The sequence below is a fragment of the Mesorhizobium sp. M9A.F.Ca.ET.002.03.1.2 genome (assembly GCF_003952365.1).
In the GTDB taxonomy this organism is placed as follows: domain Bacteria; phylum Pseudomonadota; class Alphaproteobacteria; order Rhizobiales; family Rhizobiaceae; genus Mesorhizobium.
Genome location: NZ_CP034443.1, coordinates 753,930 through 777,269, shown reverse-complemented (window position 1 = coordinate 777,269; position 23,340 = coordinate 753,930). Strand labels below are relative to the sequence as shown.

The 23,340-nt window shown below is 63.5% G+C and carries 28 protein-coding genes, 1 pseudogene and 1 riboswitch; of the genes and pseudogenes, 14 read left to right on the top strand and 15 right to left on the bottom strand.

Annotated elements, in window-relative coordinates; all coding sequences use genetic code 11:
- Positions 1-15: 15 nt before the first annotated feature.
- From EJ066_RS03865 to rpmB, 3 genes are all read right to left on the bottom strand, one after another.
- Positions 16-717 (bottom strand): hypothetical protein, encoded by a 702-nt coding sequence (locus EJ066_RS03865; RefSeq protein WP_126035062.1) that lies wholly within the window; start codon positions 715-717, stop codon positions 16-18.
- 3 nt (positions 718-720) lie between these two features.
- On the bottom strand, positions 721-1,401 hold the full coding sequence (locus EJ066_RS03860) for a queuosine precursor transporter (RefSeq protein ID WP_126035059.1): 681 nt from the start codon (positions 1,399-1,401) through the stop codon (positions 721-723).
- Between the two features lie 80 nt (positions 1,402-1,481).
- A complete protein-coding gene (gene rpmB, locus EJ066_RS03855) occupies positions 1,482-1,778 on the bottom strand; it encodes a 50S ribosomal protein L28 (protein ID WP_126035056.1) in 297 nt (98 codons plus the stop codon).
- Between the two features lie 257 nt (positions 1,779-2,035).
- On the opposite strand from rpmB, the gene EJ066_RS03850 reads away from it, so the two are divergent.
- The 3 genes from EJ066_RS03850 to EJ066_RS03840 are packed head-to-tail and all read left to right on the top strand — an operon-like array spanning position 2,036 to position 4,423.
- Complete coding sequence (locus tag EJ066_RS03850; RefSeq protein ID WP_126035054.1) at positions 2,036-2,824, top strand: DUF3108 domain-containing protein; 789 nt, start codon at positions 2,036-2,038, stop codon at positions 2,822-2,824.
- 43 nt (positions 2,825-2,867) lie between these two features.
- A complete protein-coding gene (locus EJ066_RS03845) occupies positions 2,868-3,755 on the top strand; it encodes an EamA family transporter (RefSeq protein WP_126043739.1) in 888 nt (295 codons plus the stop codon).
- Positions 3,755-4,423, top strand: a complete 669-nt coding sequence (locus EJ066_RS03840) for a lysoplasmalogenase family protein (RefSeq protein WP_126043738.1) — start codon at positions 3,755-3,757, stop codon at positions 4,421-4,423. The genes EJ066_RS03845 and EJ066_RS03840 overlap by 1 nt, the downstream gene beginning before the upstream one ends.
- On the opposite strand, the gene EJ066_RS03835 is transcribed toward EJ066_RS03840, so the two are convergent.
- Both EJ066_RS03835 and gloB read right to left on the bottom strand, forming a co-directional pair.
- Positions 4,398-4,838 (bottom strand): cupin domain-containing protein, encoded by a 441-nt coding sequence (locus EJ066_RS03835; RefSeq protein WP_126035052.1) that lies wholly within the window; start codon positions 4,836-4,838, stop codon positions 4,398-4,400. The two genes, EJ066_RS03840 and EJ066_RS03835, sit on opposite strands and share 26 nt — an antisense overlap.
- A gap of 37 nt (positions 4,839-4,875) precedes the next feature.
- Positions 4,876-5,643, bottom strand: coding sequence for a hydroxyacylglutathione hydrolase (gene gloB, locus EJ066_RS03830; RefSeq protein WP_126035050.1), 768 nt, complete (start codon positions 5,641-5,643; stop codon positions 4,876-4,878).
- Positions 5,644-5,755: 112 nt separating this feature from the next.
- On the opposite strand from gloB, the gene EJ066_RS03825 reads away from it, so the two are divergent.
- From EJ066_RS03825 to EJ066_RS03810, 4 genes are all read left to right on the top strand, one after another.
- Positions 5,756-6,499, top strand: a complete 744-nt coding sequence (locus EJ066_RS03825; protein ID WP_126043737.1) for a class I SAM-dependent methyltransferase — start codon at positions 5,756-5,758, stop codon at positions 6,497-6,499.
- 148 nt (positions 6,500-6,647) lie between these two features.
- Positions 6,648-8,480 carry an ABC transporter ATP-binding protein/permease gene (locus EJ066_RS03820; protein ID WP_126035048.1) on the top strand — a complete coding sequence of 611 codons (1,833 nt, stop codon included), beginning with the start codon at positions 6,648-6,650 and terminating at the stop codon, positions 8,478-8,480.
- A 269-nt stretch (positions 8,481-8,749) separates the two neighbouring features.
- Positions 8,750-9,481, top strand: coding sequence for a DUF1194 domain-containing protein (locus EJ066_RS03815; protein WP_245455070.1), 732 nt, complete (start codon positions 8,750-8,752; stop codon positions 9,479-9,481).
- Positions 9,482-9,614: 133 nt separating this feature from the next.
- The gene (locus EJ066_RS03810) at positions 9,615-9,935 is read left to right on the top strand and encodes a DUF1330 domain-containing protein (protein WP_126035044.1); all 321 of its coding nucleotides are present in this window, start codon (positions 9,615-9,617) and stop codon (positions 9,933-9,935) included.
- A gap of 19 nt (positions 9,936-9,954) precedes the next feature.
- Here EJ066_RS03810 and metW read toward each other — a convergent pair whose 3' ends face one another.
- Entirely contained in the window at positions 9,955-10,569 is a 615-nt protein-coding gene (gene metW, locus EJ066_RS03805) for a methionine biosynthesis protein MetW (RefSeq protein WP_126043736.1), read from the bottom strand.
- Positions 10,570-10,735: 166 nt separating this feature from the next.
- Positions 10,736-11,905 carry a homoserine O-acetyltransferase gene (locus EJ066_RS03800; RefSeq protein WP_126035042.1) on the bottom strand — a complete coding sequence of 390 codons (1,170 nt, stop codon included), beginning with the start codon at positions 11,903-11,905 and terminating at the stop codon, positions 10,736-10,738.
- Between the two features lie 120 nt (positions 11,906-12,025).
- A riboswitch (SAM riboswitch) is annotated at positions 12,026-12,103 on the bottom strand.
- Positions 12,104-12,254: 151 nt separating this feature from the next.
- On the opposite strand from EJ066_RS03800, the gene hisC reads away from it, so the two are divergent.
- Together hisC and EJ066_RS03790 are read left to right on the top strand one after the other, a co-directional pair.
- Positions 12,255-13,364, top strand: a complete 1,110-nt coding sequence (hisC, locus tag EJ066_RS03795; RefSeq protein ID WP_126035040.1) for a histidinol-phosphate transaminase — start codon at positions 12,255-12,257, stop codon at positions 13,362-13,364.
- Positions 13,365-13,368: 4 nt separating this feature from the next.
- Positions 13,369-14,304: a prephenate/arogenate dehydrogenase family protein gene (locus tag EJ066_RS03790; RefSeq protein WP_189644427.1), complete on the top strand. Its 936-nt coding sequence runs from the start codon at positions 13,369-13,371 to the stop codon at positions 14,302-14,304.
- A 6-nt stretch (positions 14,305-14,310) separates the two neighbouring features.
- On the opposite strand, the gene EJ066_RS03785 is transcribed toward EJ066_RS03790, so the two are convergent.
- Both EJ066_RS03785 and EJ066_RS03780 read right to left on the bottom strand, forming a co-directional pair.
- Positions 14,311-15,234, bottom strand: a complete 924-nt coding sequence (locus EJ066_RS03785) for a PfkB family carbohydrate kinase (RefSeq protein WP_126035036.1) — start codon at positions 15,232-15,234, stop codon at positions 14,311-14,313.
- Positions 15,235-15,288: 54 nt separating this feature from the next.
- Positions 15,289-16,287: a DUF2125 domain-containing protein gene (locus tag EJ066_RS03780; RefSeq protein WP_126035034.1), complete on the bottom strand. Its 999-nt coding sequence runs from the start codon at positions 16,285-16,287 to the stop codon at positions 15,289-15,291.
- Between the two features lie 122 nt (positions 16,288-16,409).
- Between EJ066_RS03780 and EJ066_RS03775 the strand changes: the two genes are divergently transcribed.
- On the top strand, positions 16,410-16,943 hold the full coding sequence (locus EJ066_RS03775; RefSeq protein WP_126035033.1) for a gamma-glutamylcyclotransferase: 534 nt from the start codon (positions 16,410-16,412) through the stop codon (positions 16,941-16,943).
- 15 nt (positions 16,944-16,958) lie between these two features.
- On the opposite strand, the gene EJ066_RS03770 is transcribed toward EJ066_RS03775, so the two are convergent.
- Positions 16,959-17,939 carry a zinc-binding dehydrogenase gene (locus EJ066_RS03770; RefSeq protein ID WP_189644426.1) on the bottom strand — a complete coding sequence of 327 codons (981 nt, stop codon included), beginning with the start codon at positions 17,937-17,939 and terminating at the stop codon, positions 16,959-16,961.
- A gap of 174 nt (positions 17,940-18,113) precedes the next feature.
- Between EJ066_RS03770 and EJ066_RS03765 the strand changes: the two genes are divergently transcribed.
- The 3 genes from EJ066_RS03765 (at position 18,114) to EJ066_RS03755 (ending at position 20,943) form a co-directional block, all read left to right on the top strand.
- On the top strand, positions 18,114-19,082 hold the full coding sequence (locus tag EJ066_RS03765) for a helix-turn-helix domain-containing protein (protein ID WP_189644425.1): 969 nt from the start codon (positions 18,114-18,116) through the stop codon (positions 19,080-19,082).
- A gap of 152 nt (positions 19,083-19,234) precedes the next feature.
- Positions 19,235-20,182 carry an aldo/keto reductase gene (locus tag EJ066_RS03760; RefSeq protein WP_126035027.1) on the top strand — a complete coding sequence of 316 codons (948 nt, stop codon included), beginning with the start codon at positions 19,235-19,237 and terminating at the stop codon, positions 20,180-20,182.
- Positions 20,183-20,325: 143 nt separating this feature from the next.
- Positions 20,326-20,943 carry a LysE family translocator gene (locus EJ066_RS03755; protein ID WP_126035025.1) on the top strand — a complete coding sequence of 206 codons (618 nt, stop codon included), beginning with the start codon at positions 20,326-20,328 and terminating at the stop codon, positions 20,941-20,943.
- A 209-nt stretch (positions 20,944-21,152) separates the two neighbouring features.
- Here EJ066_RS03755 and EJ066_RS03750 read toward each other — a convergent pair whose 3' ends face one another.
- The 4 genes and pseudogenes from EJ066_RS03750 to EJ066_RS32520 form a co-directional block, all read right to left on the bottom strand.
- Positions 21,153-21,341, bottom strand: coding sequence for a hypothetical protein (locus tag EJ066_RS03750; RefSeq protein ID WP_126035023.1), 189 nt, complete (start codon positions 21,339-21,341; stop codon positions 21,153-21,155).
- A gap of 80 nt (positions 21,342-21,421) precedes the next feature.
- Entirely contained in the window at positions 21,422-21,844 is a 423-nt protein-coding gene (locus EJ066_RS03745; RefSeq protein WP_126035021.1) for a type II toxin-antitoxin system VapC family toxin, read from the bottom strand.
- Positions 21,841-22,095, bottom strand: a complete 255-nt coding sequence (locus EJ066_RS03740) for a plasmid stabilization protein (protein WP_126035019.1) — start codon at positions 22,093-22,095, stop codon at positions 21,841-21,843. Before EJ066_RS03740 ends, EJ066_RS03745 begins: the two co-directional genes overlap by 4 nt.
- A gap of 141 nt (positions 22,096-22,236) precedes the next feature.
- Positions 22,237-22,314: pseudogene (locus EJ066_RS32520) on the bottom strand (LysE family translocator); the annotation flags it as partial.
- Between EJ066_RS32520 and EJ066_RS03730 the strand changes: the two are divergent.
- Entirely contained in the window at positions 22,299-22,451 is a 153-nt protein-coding gene (locus EJ066_RS03730; protein ID WP_245455069.1) for a hypothetical protein, read from the top strand. The pseudogene EJ066_RS32520 and the gene EJ066_RS03730 sit on opposite strands and share 16 nt — an antisense overlap.
- A 26-nt stretch (positions 22,452-22,477) precedes the next feature.
- On the opposite strand, the gene EJ066_RS03725 is transcribed toward EJ066_RS03730, so the two are convergent.
- Positions 22,478-23,272: a 1-acyl-sn-glycerol-3-phosphate acyltransferase gene (locus EJ066_RS03725; RefSeq protein WP_126035017.1), complete on the bottom strand. Its 795-nt coding sequence runs from the start codon at positions 23,270-23,272 to the stop codon at positions 22,478-22,480.
- Positions 23,273-23,340: the final 68 nt, after the last annotated feature.

Below are 23,340 nucleotides of genomic sequence, written 5' to 3'. Positions count from 1 at the left end.
ACGACCGATGCAGGTCTACAGTTTCGTGCCAGCTGCCGCGGGCCGGGGTCCGTTGGTCGCGATCCAGATGACGTGGCGGGCGCCGCGTTTGCCGTTGGCGCGGACCTTGATTTCCTCGACCGCGAAGCCTGCTTGTTTGAGCCGCCGTGTAAAACCTGCGTCTGGCCCCTGTGACCACACCGCCAGCACGCCGCCGGGTTTGAGCGCTGCTCTCGCGCTGTTCAGCCCGGCGATGCTGTAAAGAGCATCATTGGCCTTGTGGACGATCCCTTCCGGCCCGTTGTCGACGTCGAGCAGGATGGCATCCCAGGCCGAGGTCTCCGACCGTATGAGTTGTCCAACATCCGCTTCGCGAACAGTTACGCGCGGTTCGTCGAGACAGCCGCCGAACACCGGGGCCATCGGGCCGCGTGCCCACGCCACGACGGCGGGCACCAATTCGGCGACAACGATACCGGCATCCGCGCCAAGCTCGGCAAGGGCCGCGCGCAGCGTAAAACCCATGCCCAGCCCGCCGATCAGGATTTTCGGTTGCCGGCGGCCGGCGATCCTCTGGCAGGACAATCTCGCCAGCGCTTCCTCGGAGCCGCTGAGACGGCTGTTCATCAGCTCGTTGGTGCCGAGCATGATCGAGAATTCGGCGCCGCGCCGTTTCAGGCGAAGCTCGTGGTCGCCGTCAGGCGTTTTCGCGGTATCGAGCTGGACCCATGGGATCACTGCCTATGCCGCCAGCGCCGGCTGGCTCCAGCGGGCGGCAAGCAGCCGGTAGGGGATCAGCGCCACCACCGCGATGATCAGCTTCACCGCTAGATCACCGAGCGCCCATGACACCCAGCGCATGGCCTCGATCGGCAGCACGCCCATCAGTGGCGCCGTCTCCAGCGCGAAGCTATCGCTCGGGCCAGCAAAGGCGAAGGCCGCCGAAAAGGCGACGGTAAAGAATACGGCGGTGTCGAACACCGAGCCGACCAGCGTGCCGACGATCGGCGCCCGCCACCAGCTCTGCCGGCGCAGCCGGTTGAACACGGCCACGTCGAGCAATTGTGCGATCAGGAACGCGGTACCGGAAGCCGCGGCAATGCGCACCAGCCGGTCGGCGGCGGTCTCGAACTCGATCAGGCCGTAGCGGAACAGCAAGGGCGGAATGAGGATCGAGCAGATCACCGCCGTCATGAAGCCGACAAAAACGATCCTGCGCGCCACGGCCGGGCCGTAGCGGCGATTGGCAAGGTCGGTGACCAGGAAGGAGAACGGGTAGGTGAAGGCGCCCCAGGTCAGAATGTCGGCCAGCGACAAGTCGCCGACCGCACCTTGCATCGGGAACTGCACGAGGATGTTCGACGCGACGACGACAAGCGCCATAGCGGCCACGAAGGGCAGGTATCGGGAGAAAAAAGTCATTTTTTTATCCTGGGTAATGGAACCAGCGAAATGTCATGCCGAGTTCGGACGACACTCCTTGGAAGGCGGCCGCCTGAAAATCAGGCCGCCGGCTGTTCGGCCAGCTTCTTGGCGATCTGCTTCTTCAACAGACGAGCGCGCTGCGACAGTTCCTTGACGTCGGCCTTGGCGAGGAAGGCGTCGAGACCGCCGCGATGCTCGACCGAACGCAGCGCGTTGGCCGAAATGCGCAGGCGCACATTCTGGTTCAGCGCTTCCGAGATCAGCGTCACATTGACGAGATTCGGCAGGAAGCGACGCTTGGTCTTGTTGTTGGCGTGGCTCACATTGTTGCCGGACATGACTGCCTTGGCAGTGAGTTCGCAGGTGCGGGACATGGTTCTAAACCTTCAGTTCTCGGTCGGGCCAAACATTCGACCCGCGCCGGGTGGCGCGCGGTTTCGGTCAGGCGGCCTTATGGAAAAAGTTGGCGTTCCATAGTTGCATTTCGCCGATGCGTCAAGCTCCGGCTTGCGCGCGGTGTGACGGCGCCTTTCACATAAAGGCCGGAATTCCGCCTATAAGCGGTCGCACAGGGACATGCCAGGCCGGAGTTGCCCATCTCTGGTTGAAAAATCGAGGACCGATCGCCGCCATGCTTCGTTCGTCTCACGCTCTTTTAGCCTTGCTCGCCGTTGCGCTGCCGACGACAATGTCCGCCGCCACGCCACAATCCTTCAAGGGCGAGTATACGGTGTCGTTCCTCGGCCTCTCTGTGGCGAAGGCAACTTTTTCCAGCAGCTACGAAGGCGATACCTATTCGATCGACGGCAGCGTCTCCAGCGCCGGCCTCGCCACAATCTTCGACGACACGCGTGGCACGATCTCGTCAAAAGGGCGCATTTCGGGCACGCAATTGCAGCCGCAGGCGTTCCGTGCCGACTACAAGTCGGGCAAGAAGACGTCGATGATCGATATCCAGTTCGCCAATGGCGCTGTTACCGCGACAAAGGTCGTGCCTGCACCGAGGAAGCGCAATCCCAGGAATTGGATACCGCTGGGCGCCAGCGATCTCGCGTCGGTGCTCGATCCGATGGCCGCCACCGTCATCCATGCCGATAGCCTCGACAAGGTCTGCGGGCGCACGGTGAAACTCTATGACGGCGAGATGCGCGCCAACCTGACGCTGACCTACGATTCGAAGGGCTCGATATCGGTGCGCGGCTACAAGGGCGAGACCGTCACTTGCAAGATGGGTTTTGAGCCGGTGGCGGGTTACCGCAAGAATCGCAAAGCCTTGAATTACTTGAAGAATCGCAGCCGTATCATGGTAACGTTTGCACCCGTTGGCCAAACCGGCGTATATGCGCCGATCTACGCCACGGTCAGCACGCAAATCGGCACTCTCACCGTCAGTGCGGGGCGGTTCGAAGCTACAGAATAGGCGTGATCGCGCGCCGCCAGAAATAGGCATGAGGCCGACGGATATGGGGCGCGCAACACTGATCGGCTTCTCGGCGATCGCCATGTGGGCGCTGCTGGCGCTGCTTACGGATGCTTCGGGTGCGGTGCCGCCGTTCCTGCTTTCGGCGATCACCTTCACGATCGGCACCGGCGTCGGGCTCGTCGCGCGGCTGTTCATGCCGGCCGCCGACAGGAGCGAGAAGGTACCGCGCCAAGTGTGGGTGATCGGCATTGCCGGCCTGTTCGGCTACCACTTCTTCTACTTCACCGCGCTGCGCAATGCGCCGGCGGTGGAGGCGAGCCTCATCGCTTATCTGTGGCCGCTGCTGATCGTGCTCGGATCGGCGCTGATGCCGGGCGAGCGGCTGGCCTGGAACCATGTCGCCGGAGCACTGCTCGGCCTCGCCGGCACTTTCCTGATCGTCACCAAGGGCGGCGGGCTAGCCTTCGACGCGCGCTACGCCTTCGGCTATGCGATGGCCGGCGTCTGCGCGGTGCTGTGGTCGTCCTATTCGCTGCTGTCACGGCGCTTCCCGTCGGTGCCGACCAGCATCGTCACCTGGTTTTGTGCTGCTACGGCCGCGCTTTCGCTTATCTGCCATCTCGTGCTGGAAGAGACGGTGCTGCCTGACGGCGCCGGCCAGTGGCTGGCCGTGCTCGGCCTCGGGCTGATGCCGGTGGGCGCGGCCTTCTACGCCTGGGACATCGGCGTCAAGCGCGGCAACATACAGGTGCTGGGCGCGGCGAGCTATGCCGCGCCGCTGCTGTCGACGCTGGTGCTGATTGCCGCCGGCTTCGCCGAGCCGTCCTTGCGCATCCTCGCCGCCTGCGTGCTGATCACCGGCGGGGCAGCCCTTGCGGCGAAATCGCTGTTGTTGCGCAAGCAGGCAACGAGCGAGGCAGGGGCGTGATGCCATTTCCCGGCGGCATCGACGCCAACGCCAATGCGACGCTGCTGTTTTCGCTGGTGGCGGCGGTGATCTACGCCTTCACCCTCGATATGCCACCGAGCCTCGCACGCTTGGCGGTCAAGACACTGGCCGTGGCATTGCTTGCCGTGCTGGTCCTGCTGCAGGGCGGTCCTGGGCTGCTCGTCGCGGCGCTGGCGCTCAGCGCCATCGGTGATGCCTTGCTGTCGCGCGACGGCGAAAAGGCCTTTCTCGGCGCGCTGGCCAGCTTTCTCGTTGCGCATGTGCTGTATGTCGCGCTGTTCCTGCGCTCCGGCGATGGGGTCGGGCTGCTGTCGGCCGAACCGTGGCGCGGGGCGATTGCCGTGGCGATGGTTGTCTTCGCGTTCGCTATGCTTTTTGCACTCGGGCGCCGTGTCGGCCCCGCCTTACGGCTTCCGGTCGGCGTCTATATCGTGGCAATCCTCGCCATGGGCATTTCCGCGCTCACCCTGAACAGCCTTTGGGTTATTGGCGGTGCGGTTTTGTTCATGGCATCCGACGGCCTGCTGGCCGCGGAAAAGTTCCTGCTGCCCGCCATCTCGCTGCACCGCGTCTGGATGCGCTACGCGGTCTGGATGCTGTATTACGCCGCCCAGTTGGCAATCACGCTGGGCTTCCTGCTGGGTTAGGGCTCCAGCCCGGTGCGGCCAGCTCGAAGGCCGCGAAATCGAAGCCCGGTGCCACGGTGCAGCCGACCAGCGTCCACTCGCCCAGGCTGCGTGCCGACTGCCACCAGCCTGCCGGCACGACGATCTGCGGCCGCTCGCCGGCGGCCAGTGCCGTGCCGAGCACTTGCTCGATCACCGGCCCGCCTTCCTGATGCATCGACAGCGCCAGCGGGGCGCCGGCATAGAAATGCCAGACCTCGGCCGCGTCCTTGACGCGGTGCCAGGCCGACAATTGCTCCTGCTCCAAAAGGAAATAGATCGCGGTCGAATGGCCGCGCGCACCCTCCGCGCCATCGCGGAAGGTCTCGGCATACCAGCCGCCTTCCGGATGCGGTTTCAGGCCGAGCGTGGCGATGATTTCGGCGGAACTGGTCATTGCCTCCAGAACTTCATGGTTTCCAGATCATCAAATGTCAGAAATTGTCCTTGCGCTTGCGGATCTCGGCGAACACTTCGGCGTCGGAGGCTTTCTCCATGCCGAGATGCTTGCGGATTGCCGGATCGTGCCAGCGCAGGAACGGATTGGTCGACAGTTCCTCGCCGATCGTGGTCGGCAGCGTCGGCTTGCCATCGGCACGCAGCGCCTCGATTTTCGCGGCGCGCTCCTTCAACGCCGAATTGGTCGGGTCGACGGTCAGCGCGAAGCGGGCGTTGGCGAGCGTGTATTCATGGCCGCAATAGACGACCGTCTCGGCCGGAAGTGCGGCGAGCTTTTTCAACGAATCGTACATCACCGGCGGCTTGCATTCGAACAGCCGGCCGCAGCCGAGCGCAAACAGCGTATCGGCGGTGAACGCCACTTTCGACGTCGGCAGATGATAGGAGACATGGCCTGCCGTGTGGCCGGGCGTGGCGATCACGTCGATCCTCTCGTCGCCGAGGTGGATGACCGAACCTTGCTCGACGGTTTCGTCGATGCCGGGGATCTTCGCCTTTTCCGCCTCCGGTCCGACGATGCGCAGCTTGAAGCGTTCCTTCAGCGCCAGATTGGCCTCGACATGGTCGACATGGTGATGGGTGGTCAGGATCATGGTCGGCGTCCAGCCGGTACGCTCGATCGCGGCCAGGATCGGCGCCTCCTCGGGCGCGTCGATGATCGCGGTCTGGCCGCTCTTCGGGTCATGCACCAGCACGCCGAAATTGTCGCTGCGGCACATGAATTGTTCGATTTCAACCGGCATCGCGTCTCTCTCTCCTTCGTCGGCCCCTTGTCGCCGCAGACATAGGGCGCTTGCCCGCGGATGTCATCCGCCTTTGTTGAACTTGAGCAGCATCGAAGATACCGTCGCGCGCATGTATTCCGATATCGTCGATCTCCGTTCCTTCTATTCGACCACGCTCGGGCGATTGGCCGAACGCTCGATCACCATGGCGTTGTCCTCGATATGGGCTGTCGTGCCCAATGAGCGGCTGGTCGGCCTCGGTTACACCTTGCCGTGGCTGGAGCGGTTCGGCGCAGACGCGGAGCGCGTCTTTGCCTTCATGCCGGCGACGCAAGGCGCGGTGGTCTGGCCGGCCACGGGGCCGACCGCGACCGCGCTGGTCTTCGACGAGGAATTGCCGCTGGTCGATGCCTCCATCGACCGCATGCTGCTCGTCCATTCGCTCGAACATGCCGAGAACCCGCGCGAGACGCTAAACGAAATCTGGCGGGTGCTGTCGCCCGCCGGCCGCGTCGTCATCGTCGTGCCCAACCGGCGCGGTGTCTGGGCCCGTTTCGAGCATACGCCTTTCGGCAGCGGCCGACCGTTCTCGCGCGGCCAGCTCACCGAACTGCTGCGCGAAGCAAACTTCACGCCCGCGGCCTGGTCCGATGCCCTGTTCTTCCCGCCATCGCGGCGACGCTTCATGATGCGGTTCCACAATGTGCTGGAGCGCGCCGGCCGCAGGTTCTGGCCGATCTTTTCCGGCGTCATCGTGGTCGAGGCGCAGAAGCGGCTCTATCAGGGCGTGCCGGTCGCCCAGCGCGCCTCCCGCCGCGTCTTCGTGCCGGTGCTCTCGCCGCATGGCGCCACGAGACTCAGTCGGACGTCTTAAGCAAGACGATCGCCTTGGCCGCCGGAGTGACGCGTTCGTGAAGGCAATTGCGCTCTTTCTCACCTATCTGTCGAAGACAGGGTTCGGGTGTGCCCGTCGAAACCTGTGACCGGGGTTAGCACCACTTTCGAATGCAAGGATCTCGCTCATGGCTGATCATCCGGACGACAAGGCCAACGCACGGCCAGGTGCCGCGTCGGTCGAGGCCAGCAGCCTGCGCGATCAGCTGGCGACAATCCGGCTGGCGCTGACCACCTCGCCGGCTCGCAAGACGCTGCTGTGGATGTCGATAGGCATCATGGCCGTCATTGTGGCAACCTCGATCGGACAGATTCTGCTCAACCGTTGGAATCAGCCTTTCTATGACGCGATCGCACGCCGCGACATGCAGGGCTTCCTGCATCAGCTTGTTGTCTTTGCGGCAATAGCCGGCGGGCTTGTGGTGCTCAATATCGGCCAGACCTGGCTCGACCAGATGATCCGGCTGAAGCTGCGTGAGGCGCTGACGCTCGACCTGATCGACGAATGGATGCGGCCGAGCCGCGCCTTCCGGCTCGCCAACGCCGGCGCCATCGGCGTCAACCCCGACCAGCGCATGCAGCAGGATTCCGGGCATCTCTCCGATCTTTCCACCGGTCTCGGCATCGGCCTGCTGCAGTCGCTCATTCTGCTTGTTTCCTTCGTCGGCGTCTTGTGGTCGCTGTCTTCGGGCTTCGTTTTCCATATCGGCGGCTATTCTCTGGCCATTCCAGGCTACATGGTGTGGGCCGCGATCCTTTATGCCGGCACCGCCTCCTGGCTGAGCTGGCTGGTCGGACGGCCGCTCATCCGCTTCAACAACGACCGCTATACGCGTGAAGCGGAGCTGCGGTCCTCGGTGGTCCGCGTCAACGAGAATGTCGATGCCATCGCGCTTGCGCATGGCGAGGCTGACGCTAAGCGACGGCTTGAGCTCGACCTTGGCACCCTGCTCGGTGCCATGCGGCGCATCTACAGCGCCCAGATCAATCTCTCCTGGGTGACCGATACCTATGGCTGGATCACTGTCGTTGCGCCGATTCTGGTCGCGGCGCCGGTCTATTTCGCCGGCGATATCAGCTTCGGCGGGCTGATGATGGCGGTCGGGGCCTTCAACCAGGTCCACTCGTCGCTGCGCTGGTTCATCAACAATATCGGCGGCATCGCCGATTGGCGGGCCACGCTGATGCGGGTCGCCGACTTCCGCATTGCGCTTGGCGAAACCGACGTGCTTCACCACACAGAAAGGCGCATCGCGTTCGGCGAGAACCCAAACGGTAGCCTGACATTCGAGGCACTCGAGGTTGCGTCGCCGGATGGATGCACGAAACTCGCCGAGCCGCATGTCGAAATCCGCGCCGGCGAGCGCATCATGATCACGGGAGAGCCGCGCGCCGGCAAGACGCTGCTCTTTCGCGCCATTGCCGGTCTGTGGCCGTGGGGAAGCGGGCGTATCGGCATGCCGGCCGGAGCAGTGCCCGCCTTCGTTCCGCGCACTCCCTATTTCCCGCTCGGCACGCTGCGCGAGGTGCTCAACCATGCCGACGGCGCGACCACGGCGGACGATGCCGAGATCTCGGCGGTGCTTGCCGAGGTCGGTCTCGAGCGCCTGTCGTCCTCGCTCGACCGCTCCGCGCGCTGGGAGCGTGAACTGGGCGAAGACGAGCAACGCCTGCTCGCCTTTGCTCGGCTCGCCTTGCGACAGCCAAAATGGGTGATCATCGACGAGGCTCTGGATACGTTCGACGGTGCGACGCTGAGGCGGGTGCTGTCGATGCTGAAGGCGCGTCTTGCCGGCGCTGCGATCCTCAATATCGGCCGTGGCCAGCACAACATTGAATTCTTTCCGCGCTCATTGACGATCGTGAAAGACGTCGACCGGCCGGCCCTCAAGCCAGTCCGCGTCAAGGCCGGCGCGATCGAGCCACCCCCAGCCATCGTCCCAGCCTATCAAGAGGAATAGCCGGTCATACGCAGCCAAGCTTTATTTCGCCGTGATCGCAGCGAAATATTGCCGGCGTCGTTCGGAAGTCCGCGGCGTTAGACCGGTGCTTGACGCGCTTAAAGCGCGTCCCATTGAAGGGAGCCATGCGACGCGCTTTAGGCCTTTGTTTCTATCCATGTCGGCATCCCAAAACCGCTGCACACTTTTGGGCGACATGCATTAGCCTGCTTGCCTGCCTTGCCTGCGCTCAGGCAGCACCACTGGCCGCGCCCGCCGATACCATTGCCGTGGATGTCGAACTGGTGCTGGCGGTCGACATTTCGCACTCGATGGACGAAAGGGAATTCGCCCTGCAGCGCGCCGGTTACGTCGAGGCGCTGCGCCACCCCGACTTCATCAAGGCAGTGCGTTTGGGTGCGACCGGCCGCATTGCGCTCGCCTATTTCGAATGGGCGGGCACCGTCCGCGACGATGCGGTCATTGCCTGGCAGGTTGTCGACGGTGCAGAGAGCGCCGACGCTTTCGCCGACAAGATCGAGGCCCGCCCTTTCAGGAGCTTTCGCGGCACCTCGATTTCCGGTGCGCTCGCCTTCGGCGCGGAGCTTTTCGATGGAACCGCTTTTGAGAGCGAACGCCGCGTCATAGACATCTCTGGCGATGGCCCCAACAATATCGGGATGCCCGTCACCACGACGCGCGACGCCGCGTTGGCAAACGGCATCGTCATCAACGGCCTGCCGATCCTGATCAGCCCGTCGCCCAGCTTCAGCCATCTCGACCAATATTATGCCCAGTGCGTTACCGGCGGGCCCGGCTCCTTCGTGCTGCCGGTCTATGCCGCCTCCGAATTCGTGACCGCCATACGCCGCAAGCTGGTCCTCGAGGTCAGCGGTGTTGCCGGTCCTTGGGCCGATCCCGGGCCGATCCGGATCGAAGCGGCGGCACCGGTCGACTGTTTGCAAGGCGAGCGCGACCGTCGGTTTTTCTCCGATCCGTATTTCCCGGAGCTTGATCGCTAAGATTTTGCTGGGAAGGGGGCGGTTCCTGTATTCGGTATCATTACCTCAGGAGTAATCGACCAGTGCGCAACATCTCGGCAAACTGCTTCCATCAAGCCGGTAGTCCGGCTTCGAACCACCAGGGAGTACAGTCATGACTGCCTATGCCGTCGCCCATATGCGCCAGGTCACGCCGGGGCCGCAAATCGTCAAATACCTGCAGAAGATCGATGCGACACTGGAGCCGTTTGGCGGTCGCTTCATTGTGCATGGTAGCGAGGTGGAGCTGGTTGAGAACACCTGGCCGGGGCACCTTGTCATCATCGAGTTTCCAGACATGCGGCAGGCGCGCGGATGGTACCGCTCGCCCGCCTATCAAGAGATATTGCCGCTGCGCACCGAGAATTCCCAGTCCGATGTGTTCTTCGTCGACGGCGTCAGGCATCCACACAAGGCCACCGACGTTCTTGAATAGGATCGGCCGCGAGCAGATCCTAACGCCTCAGCAGGAACACCGCTTGCTGGCCAAAGAAATTCCAGAACCACCATGGCATCGACAGGCCGATCTTCTGGCCATTGGCGTCGAGCGCGGTTGCCTTTTCCACCGTTGCGCCGAGCTCGTCGCAGAGATTGACGAAGTCGCGGATGGTGCAGAAATGGATGTTGGGCGTGTCGTACCAGGAATAGGGCAGGTCCTTGGTCACCGGCATCCGACCGTCGAGGAACAGCGAGAGGCGCACCCGCCAGTGGCCGAAATTGGGGAAGGAGACGATGGCGTGCTTGCCGATCCTGAGCAATTCGTCGAGCACCAGCTTCGGGTTGCGGGTCGCCTGCAAGGTCTGCGACAGGACGACGAAATCAAAACCCTTGTCGGGATAGAATTCGAGGTCCTTGTCGGCGTCGCCCTGGATGACCGACAGGCCGCGCGCCACGCATTCGTTGACGCCGCGCTGCGACAGTTCCATCCCGCGGCCGTCGACCTGCTTCGTTGCCTGCAGCAATTCGAGCAGCAGCCCGTCACCGGAGCCGACGTCCAGCACCCGCGACTGCGCCGGGATGAGGTCGGCGACGACTTCGAGGTCGACGCGCTGGGCATGGTTGACACTCATGGTCTCGCCTCTTGCGTGACGCATGATCCCGATCCGAAAAGTCTGCAACTCTTCGGGGTCATGCGGCGATGCTTGGCGCATGATCCTGATCCGAAAAGTCCGCAACTTTTAGGGGTCATGCGGCGATGCCTGGCGCATGATCCTGATCCGAAAAGTCCGCTACTGGTCATGCGCTGAGCCCCCTGGCGCGCGCCGCCGAGGCGATGAAGCCGTTGATGGCGGCAAACAGCTCCGGCTCGTCGAGCAGGAAGGCGTCGTGGCCGCGATCGGTCTCGATCTCGACGAAGGACACCGAGGCGCCGGCCGCGTTCAGTGCGTGAACGACCGAGCGGCTCTCCTCGGTCGGGAACAGCCAGTCGCTTGTGAAGGAGACCAGGCAAAAACGGGTCTTGTTGCCGGCGAAGGCGTCGGCCAGCCGGCCGCCATGGTCGGCGGCGAGGTCGAAATAGTCCATCGCCCTGGTCATGTAGAGGTAGGAGTTGGCGTCGAAGCGGTCGACGAAGGTCATGCCCTGATGGCGCAGATAGCTCTCGATCTGGAAGTCGGCGTCGAAACCGAAGGTGAGCGCTTCACGGTCCTGCAGGTTGCGGCCGAATTTCCGGTGCAGGGCCGCCTCCGACAGATAGGTGATGTGAGCGGCCATGCGCGCCACCGCCAGCCCTTTTTCCGGGCGCTTGCCGTGCTCGAAATATTTGCCGCCATGCCAGTCCGGATCGGCCATCACCGCTTGCCGGCCGACCTCATGGAAGGCGATGTTCTGCGAGGAATGGCGCGCGCCGGTGGCGATCGGCAGCGCCGAGAAAACGCGCTCCGGATAGCTCGACGCCCATTGCAGCACCTGCATGCCGCCCATCGAGCCGCCGAGCACCGAGAACAGTTTTTCGATGCCGAAATGGTCGACCAGCATCAACTGCGCCCGCACCATGTCGCGGATGGTGATGATCGGCAGGTCGAGCCCGTAGGGCTTGCCGGTGGCGGGATTGGTCGAGGCGGGACCGGTGGAGCCGAGGCAGCCGCCGATGACGTTGGAACAGATGACGAAGAAGCGGCTGGTGTCGATGATCCTGCCGGGCCCGATCAGCACTTCCCACCAGCCAGGCTTGCCGGTTACTGGATTGGTGCTGGCGACATGCTGGTCGCCGGTCAGCGCATGGCAGACGAGGATGGCGTTGGAGCGGGCCTCGTTGAGCGTGCCGTAGGTCTTGTAGGCGATCTGGAACGGCGACAGCAGCGTGCCGGCGTCGAGCTTGAGCGGCTTGTCGGCACCGAAACGCAACACCGGGCTCGACGGCTCGTCGGCCTCGTTGTTGGTTCTTTTAGCGCGCAGCGCGACCATCGCGTCCCTCTTACACTAACCCATCGCGCTTTCCGAAAATCAGAACCGATTTTCGGGCCGATGCGTTTGTCCGGCCGGCAACGGACAACAAAAAACCGGCGTTGCCTTCGCAAAGCCGGTTACAGGATGCAAACGGCCCTTTAGCGAGTTGTTTAACGTGGCTGCAAGCCGACCGGCCAAATCACCACGGGATTTCGCCTCTCTTCTAGGACCGGCGCGCCCCGGCGTCAACGGCCAGCCGACACGACCAGTCGTTCACCCATGATTGCCGCCTCTCGACATTCCAGGCCACGGCTTGTATTTCCGCTGCGGCTTCCGAGCGGAAGCGTTCTCGACGGATTTTTGCAATATGAACCAGGCATCGGATCAGGCACGTCCAACGCCCCGCGCGGGGATCATGGACATCGAGGCCTATGTGCCGGGCAAAAGCACGGCGCCGGCCGGTGTCGCCAAGGTCCACAAATTGTCGTCGAACGAAAACCCGCTCGGCCCCTCGCCGAAGGCGATAGAGGCCGCACGCGACGTCGCGGCAAGACTCGACGTATATCCCGACGGCACCGCCAGGCGCCTGCGCGAGGCGATCGCCGAGGTGCATGGCCTCAATCCGGCGAACATCATCTGTTCCAACGGTTCCGACGAAATTCTGGGCCTGCTTGCGCAGACCTATCTCGCGCCCGGCGATGAAGCTGTCATCACCGAGCACGGCTTCATGGTCTACAAGATCTACATCCAGTCGGCAGGTGCTGTCCCGGTGTCGGTCAAGGAAACCGACGAACGCGCCGACGTCGATGCGGTCCTCGCTGCTGTGACGCCGCGTACCAGGATCATTTTCCTTGCCAATCCCAACAACCCGACCGGCACCTATCTGCCGTTCCAGGAGGTGCGCCGCCTGCATGCCGGCCTGCCCCGAAACGTGCTTCTGGTGCTGGATGCCGCCTATGCCGAATATGTTCGCCGCAACGACTATGAAGCCGGCGTCGAACTTGTGGCCGGCGCGGAAAACGTGGTCATGACCCGCACCTTCTCCAAGCTCGGCCTTGGCGGCGCGCGGATCGGCTGGATGTACGCGCCGATGCATATCATTGACGCGATCAACCGGGTGCGGGGTCCCTTCAACGTCAACGCGACGGCGATCGAGGCCGGCATTGCCGCGATCCGCGACCGTGCCCATGTCGAGCGCAGCGTGGCGCATAACGAGACCTGGCTATCATGGGTGAGCGAGGAATTGACCAGGCTCGGGCTGCGGGTGACGCCGAGTGTCGGCAATTTCGTCCTCATCCACTTTCCCGAGGACAAAAAGCATTCGGCTGAAGCTGCGGACAATTACCTCTCCGCGCGCGGCTACATATTGCGGCGCGTTTCCGGCTACGGCTTCCCCAATGCACTGCGCATGAGCATCGGCACCGAAGAGGCCAATCGCGGCGTTGTCGCCGCCCTCACGACATTTTTGAAAAGCTGAACCAATGACATCACCGATGTTCGAAAAGATCGCGCTTGTCGGCATTGGCCTGATCGGCTCGTCGCTGGCCCGCGTCATCCGCCGCGAAGGCCTTGCCCGCCACGTTGCCATCTCGACGCGCAGCGAAGCGACGCTGGCGCGGGCAAGCGAACTGGACCTCGGCACCTCCTACACGATGGATGCGAAAGAGGCGGTCCGCGATGCCGACCTGGTCATCGTCTCGGTGCCGGTCGGCGCTTCGGGCGAGGTCGCCGAGGAAATCGCACCGGCGCTGAAGCAGGGCGCCATCCTCACCGATGTCGGCTCGACCAAGGCGTCGGTCATTGCGCAGATTGAGCCGCATGTGCCTGATGGCGTGCATTTCATTCCCGGCCATCCGCTGGCCGGCACTGAAAAATCGGGTCCGGATGCCGGCTTTGCCGAGCTGTTCGAAAACCGCTGGTGCATCTTCACGCCATTGCCCGGCACCGATCCGGCGGCGCTGGAAAAGCTCTCGGAATTCTGGCGCCGCTGCGGCTCCAACATCGACACGATGGATCCCCAACATCACGACATGACGCTGGCCATCGTCTCGCATCTGCCGCACATCATCGCCTACAACATCGTCGGCACCGCCGACGATCTGCAGTCGGTGACCAAGTCCGAGGTCATCAAATATTCGGCCTCCGGCTTTCGTGACTTCACCCGCCTTGCCGCTTCCGACCCGACCATGTGGCGGGACGTCTGCCTGCACAACAAGGACGCCATCCTCGAAATGCTGGCGCGGTTCTCGGAAGATCTGGCCTCGCTGCAGCGGGCGATCCGCTGGGGCGACGGCGAAAAGCTGTTCGACCTGTTCACCCGCACCCGCGCCGTCCGCCGCTCGATCATCGAGGCCGGCCAGGACATCGACGTGCCGGATTTCGGCCGGCAGGCGGTCGAGCACCCGGCCAAGGGATAGGCTCTCTCAGGCCGGCCAGTGAGCCGCCATCATTGCCAACGTCTCGGCCCTGTCCGGTGCGCCCAGCCTGCCGCCGAAGCGCAGGCATTTGAGCGCGGCGGCGGCGCTGGCAAACCGCAATGCCCGTTCGATCGGCATGGCTTCCGCCAGTCCGACGGCGAAGGCGCCGTGAAACACGTCGCCGGCGGCAAGCGTATCCACGGCCTTGATCCTCGGCGCCGCGACATGGCGCACGGAGCCCACCGAGCGGTCGAACCACCAGCTTCCTGCCGCGCCGCCCGTCACGGCGACGAAAGCATCGGTGCGCCTGGCCAGCGCTTCACAGGCCTTTTGCGGACCTCGCTCCTCGCCGCAGAGGATGAACGCCGCCGGCTCCGATGCGACGATGTGCGAGGCCAGCGGAAACAGGCGTTCCAGCACGTCCCGTGGCGCGGTGTCGGCGTCCAGTATGGCCGGACGGCCGATTGCGCGCGCCGCCGCCAGGGCCAAAGCCGCTGCACCTGGCCAACGCACGTCGACCAGGACGGCGTCGAATGCCGAGAGGTCTTGGGTTGGGAGCGCCCCGGGGGCGGCCTGGGCGAGCTTGTCATAGAAAGGAACGATGATGCGCTCGCCATGCGTGTCGATCAGGATGGCCGACAGCGCCGACCGCGCACCGGTGACGCGCCGGACAAGGCTGCAATCCACGCCTTCGGCCTCGATCCCGGCGACCAGTTGATCGCCGACGGCGTCATCCCCTGCGCTTGCCCACAGCGACACTTCGGCGCCGAGGCGGCGTGCGGCGCAGGCCGCGCTCGAAGCCATGCCCGAGGCGATCTGGAGGCCGTCGGACGCGATGAACTTGCCCTGATGTGTCGGAAGCGTGTCGACGCGAAGGATCGTATCGAGCGTCAGCGCGCCAACACTGAGGAGCTTCACCGGGCTGTTCATCTATCTTCCTGTTTGACCATGATCTTTTCCGAACCGAACGTTCGGGATCATGGTTTAATCGACCGGCTTGATCTTGCCCAGCGGGATGAAACCGAGCGAGGCCTTGCCCTTGACGATCTTGAGGGGCATCGACGGTTCGTTGCCAAGCAGCGCCAATCCGGAAAAGCCCGTTTTGATCTGGCTCTTCTGCTCGGGGATGGCCTTGCCGAGAATTGCCGCAACGGCCTTCGGGTCGCTGAGCTTGATCATCAGATCAGCGTCGATCAGCCCGTCGGCATCGACCGACACCGGGCCGGAAACGGTGATGCGCGCGGTTCCCGACGACAGATCGAGCTTGCCGATGTCGACAGCCTGGCCGCGCAGGCTCCTTGGCTGGGTCTTGATCAGCGCCACGCCGTTCTTCAGCGTCACATCGCCGCCGCCGTCGAGCGGCGGCAACACGCGGCCATCGATCGCCTGCGGGTCGATTTCGAGATCGGTAAAACTCCCGGCATAGTCGATGTCCTGGCCATTCGGATGCAGCTGTCCGGCCGCCGTCCCGGCGCTGAACAGCTCGACCGGGTCTGTGCCGTCCGCCGGATCGGTCTGGGCGGACAGGCCCTCGGCCTCCAGTGAAACGCGCCGGGGCAGCGGCCAGGACAGTTTCACGTTCGCTCGCAGCGTGTCCCAGTCGATCCACAGCGGCGCCATCCCCGGAACGGAGGTCCTGAGCGGCCCCCGCAGGTCGGCGCCAGGCGACAGGATCTGGGTGACGTGCGTGACTGCGTTGAGGCTGCCGAGCGAGGCGGCGACGTTCCTGGTGTCGTCCTGATAAGCCAGACTGTCGCAGGAGACGGCGAAGCTCAGCGGATAGCCGCTGATCGTGAGATTGGCGCAGTCCGCCTCGATGCCATTGCCGTTGAGCTCGGCCACTGCTTTGTCGGCTTCGCTCTTGACCTTGTCTGCCAGGTAGAACCAGCCGGCGCTGTAGAGGCCGAACAGCACCACGATGAAAGCGCCAAGCCAGAGGAGGCGGCGGCGAAAATTCGGCGGGCGCTCGTCACTTGACGTCATGCTGCAGCTTTCGTTAACGCGAGTGTTGCGGGCGGGCTGTCGTTTCCGGCAACAACAGATAGACGGAGGCGGGTCGAAGAAAACACCGATTCCGGTGCGGTGCTGCAATCAGGCTTGGCGATATGGGCGATTTTTGGGTTTTTGGCTACGGTTCGCTGATCTGGCGGCCGGGATTCGCGCATGTCGAGACGCGCCGCGCCCGCCTTCACGGCTACCGCCGGTCGCTGTGCGTTTACTCGTTCGTGCATCGCGGCACGCGCGAACGGCCCGGCCTGGTGCTCGGCCTCGATCGTGGCGGCTCCTGCATCGGGCTGGCTTTCCGCGTTCCCGGCGATCTGCGCAACGAGGTCATCACCTATCTGCGCGAGCGCGAGCTGGTCACCAATGTCTATGTCGAGCGCATGCTTAGCATTCGCCTCGACGGTGACGATAAGGGTGGGTGCGAGATGGCCTTGGCGGTCGCCTATGTCGTCGACCGTAGCCACGAGCAATATGCCGGCGCGCTCGATGCGGCCGATGCGGCGACCGTCGTTCGCGGCGCCGTCGGCCTGTCGGGAAAGAACGAGGACTACGTGTCCAGCACGCTGGAGCACCTCGAGGCGCTGGGGATCCGCGATCACTGGCTGGAAGAGGTGGCGAAACGGATCGGATCGTGATCTCTTGTTGCCCAGCTACATCCTGAAAATCTGCTTTCCGAGATCCGCGCGATCCAGACTGTTTGTCACAGCGAGCTCGAACTCCGCCAGCGGATGGATGCCGCCGACAGGGACATGGAAATCGGATTGGCCGAAGATGTCGACAATCTCGTGCAACACTGGTCGGTCGGCTTCGACAGGCGGCGAAAAGAAGTAGCGGTAGATATTTGCCCTGATCTCGACGCCGCTCAGCAGCACGTCGAAATTGTGCAGTTCGAAACGCTCGGTGCTCATACCGCCATTGATGATCATCTGACCGCCCATCGCGAGGGTGCGGATCAATTCGCCACTGGCGGGGCCGCCGACATTATCGATGATCCCGTTCAGCTCGGCGCCGTCGGTCATGTCCATGACCGCTTCCCTTATGCCGACCGTCAAACCCGACAGATCGAGGATGGCTGTGGCACCAAGCGCCTTCAGGTCCAGCCTGTTGTAAGCGCGTCGCACCAGCGCGATCACGTTGATGCCGCGCCGTTGGGCGAATTGCATTACCATCGTCGAAACCGACGAATAGCCGGCCGTGACGGCCAGCCACTGTCCGGGCTGCACACGGGAATCCGCCAGCAGGTCCCAGGCGGTGATGGGGTTCACCATCTGCCCGGCACGTTCGACCGGATAGTCGGCGGGCAGCGGGATCAGCCATTCGGCCGGAACGGCCGCATATTCGGCCCAGCTGTTGTAGTAGCTGAATGCGACGAGCGTGCCCGGGTTCAAGGCGACGTTCGCGCCCACGGCCTCGACAATGCCGGCGCCATGGTTTCCGGCGATCTGCCGGGGAAAATGCGGCTTCTTCGGTTCGGGATAGAGGTTCTGGATGAACAGAAAGTCGCCAGGATTGACCGAGGCGGAGACCATCCTGACCAGCACCTCGCCGTCGCCAATTCGCGGAACGGGAACGTCGTCCAGATAGAGCACGTCCCGCGGGGAGCCGATTGCGTCGAACACGATTGCTTTCATGGCGGTCTCCAATAACGGGCGATCTGGGGCAAGCAGCCTGGACGTGACCAGATTGCTTGCACCGACGTTTTCATCGGCATCGCGGAACCTAAGGCCGCCGGCACAAATCGGAATTGGCAGATTTGACAATCTATATGCTAAAATTGCCATATTGCCTGTTCGAAGGATGTGATCTTGGACAACCGCCCCCTCCACGCCGTGATCTGGCTGCCGTCGACCTTCTATTCGGCCGTTGCCGCGACGCTTGTCGAAATGTTCGAGCTGGTGAACATCATTCGCGGCGCGCCGGCGATTTCCTTCGAATTCGTGGCGCGGCAGGCCGACGCCACGACGACGCCTGGAATTTCCTTTCACACCAGACACGAACCCTCGCAGCGCATGGACCTGCTGATCCTCCTGGCCATGCCCGGCATGCAAATCCCGGAGCTTGTTGCCGCGCTGGAGGAAGAGAGCCGCCACGCCGCGCCGCTTATCGCAAGCGCGCAACGCGACGGCGCCATCGTCGCCGCGCATTGCGGGGCCGGTTATTTCTTGGCTGATGCCGGTCTTCTTGACCGAAAACGCGCGACGATCTCCTGGTGGCTGAAGGCGGATGCTCAGCGCCGCTTTCCGAAAGTGCGTTGGGACGCTTCACGTGTCCTGATCGGGGACGGGCGGATCTACACTTGCGGCGGTGGTTTTTCAGGCCTGGAGCTTGGCAAGGCGCTGCTCAGGGATCTCGGCTTCGCTAAAGAGGAGCGCCTGGTTCGCAAACTGCTGGTGCTGCCGCCGTCGCGGCAGATCCAGACGCCCTACGAGTTCCCGCTCACCGATCTGCTGCCTTCGCAAGAGCCGTTCCGCGACAGGCTCGAAGCCCTGTCCAGAAAACAGCTCGGAGCGCTTGACCTTGCCTTCCTTGGAGCGCAGCTCGGCCTGTCGCCGCGAACGTTGGCGCGCCGGTTTTCCGATGAATTGCACACCACTCCCGGCCGATGGATTCAAGACCGGCGCCTCGAGGTCGCGAAAACACTTCTTGAAAGCACCAAGCTCGGCATCGCGGAGATATGTTACCAGGTCGGATACCGGGATACGGCGTCATTCAGCCGGCTTTTCAACCGCATGGTCGGACTGCCGCCTGGCGAATACCGGCGCCAGAGCCAGTAGACATCGGCTGGAACGCGGAGCGCGGCGCGTCGCGGCCTTGTGAAGCACTGGTCCGCCCGAAAGGACGGCCAGGCCTTTGACCTCGGCGCGGTAAGACCTAGGTTAGGCGAGGGCTTTTCGCCCGTTCCTTCCATTCCCCACGGAGATCAGTCTTGCAGAAACGTCGTCTCGGTCAAACCGACCTGTCCATCGCGCCGCTGGTTTTGGGCGGCAACGTCTTCGGCTGGACGGCCGACGAGAAAACTTCTTTCGACCTGCTCGACCGGTTCGTCGGCGCGGGCCTCAACGCCATCGACACTGCCGATTCCTATTCGCGCTGGGTGCCCGGCAACGAGGGCGGCGAATCCGAAATCATCATCGGCAAATGGATGAAGAGCCGTGGCAACCGCGACGAAGTCGTGGTTGTCACCAAGGTCGGGTCGGATATGGGGCAGGGCAGGAAAGACCTCTCCGCCGCCTATATCGAAAAGGCCATCGATGCGTCGCTGAGGCGGCTGCAGACCGATGTCGTCGATCTCTATCTGTCGCACTGGCCGGATCCGACCATCCCCTACGAGGAAACGCTTGGTGCCTACCAGATGCTGCTCGCCAAAGGCAAGATCCGCCACGTCGGCGCCTCCAATCTCGATGCCGGCCAGTTGCGCGCCGCGCTCGATGTGGCAAGCCTGCGCGGCCTGCCGCGCTATGCGGTGCTGCAGCCGGAATACAATCTCTACGATCGCGCCTCCTTCGACGGGCCGCTCCGCGATCTGTGCATGGCCGAGGATATCGGCGTCATCACCTATTTCAGCCTCGCCAAGGGGTTTTTGAGCGGCAAGTACCGCAGCGATGCCGATCTCGGCAAAAGCGCGCGTGGCGACGACGCGAAGGACTACCTCAATGCGCGCGGCATGCGCATCCTGGCAGCACTCGACGCCGTGTCGGCGCGCCACTTGGCCAAGCAGGCGGAAGTGGCGCTTGCCTGGGTGATCGCGCGGCCCGGCGCCACGGCGCCGATCGCCAGCGCCACGACGCTGGACCAGGTCGACAGCCTCGTCCGCGCCGCATCGCTGAAGCTCAGTGCGGACGACATCGCCGAACTCGACAGCGCGAGTGTGTAGAAGCTGTGCGAAGCGGTTGGCTGCTCAGACAGCAGCCAACCGCGTGCGCGGTCTGCGCCGGAGGGCTTCCCGCACAATCGTTCAAGACCCCCTGATCTGCCTACCCTACCATCGGACCCATCGCGGTAGGATACTGGTATCCAATGGCCGGACAGGTTTTTTCCCATCCGTACCTATGGCAGCAATTGCTCTCGCTTGTCCTGGCATCGGCGGTCGTCATGGGCAGTCCGGGGCCGGCGACGATAAGCGTCACCGCGGTTGGTGCCGCCTTTGGTCTGCGCGATTCGCTCCGCTACGCCTCAGGCATTGTTCTTGGCACGGTCGCCGTGCTTCTGGTCGTGGCGACGGGCATCACGGCCATGCTTGCTTCCGTGCCGAACCTCGCACCGCTCCTGGCTGTGGCATCCGCAGCCTACATCCTCTACCTCGCATTCAAGATAGCAACGGCTCCGCCTGTGGCGGCGCGTGCCGGCGGGGCGGCACTTCCCACGTTCCTGGGCGGGTTTCTTCTGGCTGTCGCGAACCCAAAAGCCTATGTGGCGATTGCCGCCGTATTCGCCGGCACGTCATCCGCCAGTGAGCTCGACGCAGGGCTCAAGCTGGCGGTCCTTGCCGTGATGATCGTCGCCATCCATGCTCTGTGGCTTCTCGCCGGGGCAGCGTTTGCGCGCTTCCTGCGCAAGCCGCTGGCTTCGCGAATCATCAATCTGACGTTCGCAGCGACACTGGTTTTGGCCACGGTGCTGGCCGTGGTTCGGTAAGCATCTTTGCCGGTCAGGCCGGGGGTATCGGAAGCCAGACCGCTCGGCCGAGCAGGACTTCCTGAGGTTCTGGCCTCAGTCGCCGTTGCGGCGGGACCAGATTAGGTTGTGATCTTCGCCATCCTCGGCCTCGATCAGGCTGGTGTAGCTTCCGGCTTCCCGGCGTTGACAGCACCGTTCCGTCAGAAGTTGGCCGCAACGGTCCCAACTCATGGTCCTGCCCCTTCCTCGACGTCAGAAATGTCGTTTTCCTCGAAGAAGCGCTTGCGGCGGGCAACCTCGCCCAGTCTTCGGGATCCGGTGTTGTGCATCGCGACGATCTCGCGCTGGAGTGTGCCGATCTGTTGATCGAGCGCATCGGCGTGGCGTTTTCGTGTTCGCGGCTTCGGTCCTTGCACGCAGGCCCCGGATGTAAAAACCGGCCCCGAAGCCGATCAGCAGCAATAGGATCGTGGTTTCCATCGTCAAAACGCGGCCCTCAGTGTCCGGGCTTCCAAGGGTCAATCACCGGGACGCCTGCCGCAATGAAGGCACTGGCGTCGCGGGTCGCAACCGCGAAGCCGTGGGCCGTCGCGATGGCCGCGATATATCCGTTGGGCGTGGGAAAACCCTTGCCCGCGTTGTGGGCTGCGACGGCCAGGTCGGCATAATGACGGGCGGCATCTGTATCGAAAGGGAGGATTCTGCCGTCGAAGAGGCCGAGAAGCCCGTCTAGCGTCGTCGCGAGCTTCTGCTTGCGTCGCCCATCAGGTAGCGCACCGGTGCCGAACAGCAGTTCGGCGATGGTCACGCTGGAGAGATAGAGGGTTTCAGCAGCCTGCTCGTCCAGCCAGCCGCGAACGATGGGGGCCGGCTCTGGCTTCATCGCCTCGGAGACGACATTCGTGTCCAGAACGATCATTCGAAGCTCATCGGCGTGGCGGGCGTCCTGTCGCAGCCCTCTTCCAGCGCCTCGAAATCGGCATTGGTCAGCCCGGCGTCGCGGCTCAACGCCGACAAGGCGGAGCCGATACGAATGCGGTTGGCGGGGCGAACCGCCGCTTCCAGAATGTCGCGTATTTCGGCCTCGGTGCTACGACCATGATGGGCCGCGCGCACCTTGAGGGCGCGGTGTGCTTCCTCGGACAGGTTACGAATGGTGACGGCGGGCATCTGATAGCTTTTCCGGGTAATTGATGGCGATGCTATCAACATAGTAAAATTGCCATCGTGCGACAAGGGCCGCCGCTATCCAGATGCGCAGCCAGCTATCTGGCAGCCTAGCCGACGCCTGCCATCAACCTCATCGATGCCGATATAAAACAGCGGCATTTTCGGATTGCCGAGATTGAGGGCAACGCCGGTCGCGAAGATCGTTGGCAGGCTGCGCCGTCGCTATCCATGCTCTGTGGCTTCTCGCCGGGGCAGCGTTTGCGCGCTTCCTGCGCAAACCGCTGGTCTCGCGGATCATCAATCTGACGTTCGCGGCGACGCTGGTTTTGGCCACGGTGCTGGCCGTGGTTCCCTAGGGGGACCTATCGATCAGGCAAGGGGTTCAGGCCGGGGTATCGGAGGTCAGTTCCCTCAGCCGCTTCACCGCCGTCGGCGGCATGGGCGGCGGGTTCGGCGCACGGGACGCCTCGACAAGCAACTGGTCGCAGGCGGCTTCCGTCTCGCCGATTAGCCGTTCCATGAATTCCTCCTTGCCGAGGCCCGGCGGAATCGCCGGCAGGAAGCGGGCCTTGATCGTGCCGGGATAACGCAGGAATTTCCGGCGCGGCCAGTAGAGGCCGGCGACATGGGCGACCGGCACCACCGGGACGCCAAGCTGCGCATAGATTTCGACGATGCCGTATTTATAGGCCGGCTCGTCACCCGGCGCCCGGCGCGTGCCCTCGGGATAGATGATCAGCTGGCGGGGATTGCGCGCCAGTTCCTGCCTGGTCGCGGCGACGACTGCCTTCAGTGCTTTCGAGCGGCTGCCGCGGTCGACCGGGATCATCCGCATTTTCAAGATGTACCAGCCGAAGAACGGGATCCAGGTCAGTTCCCGCTTCAGGATGTAGAGCGGATCCTGCAGGAAGGGGAAGAAGGCGATCGCATCCCAGAAGGACTGGTGCTTCGGCGCCAGGATAAAGGATCCCTCGGGCAGGTTTTCCTGGCCGGTGATCTCGCTTTTGGTGCCGGCGATCTTGTCGTAGAGCCACATGCATGTGCGCGACCAGAATTTCGGCACGAACCAGGCCCAGTGGCGCGGCGACAGGAAATAGTACGGGGTCCAGAGGATCATCTGGGCGATCAGATTGACGTAGAAGACGAGATTGAACGCCAGCGAGCGGATTTGGAGCATGTGGGAAGCGCCCGGTGAGGAGGTGTGCGTTGGTTACACCAAGCGCGGGCAAAAAGGAAACGGTGCGA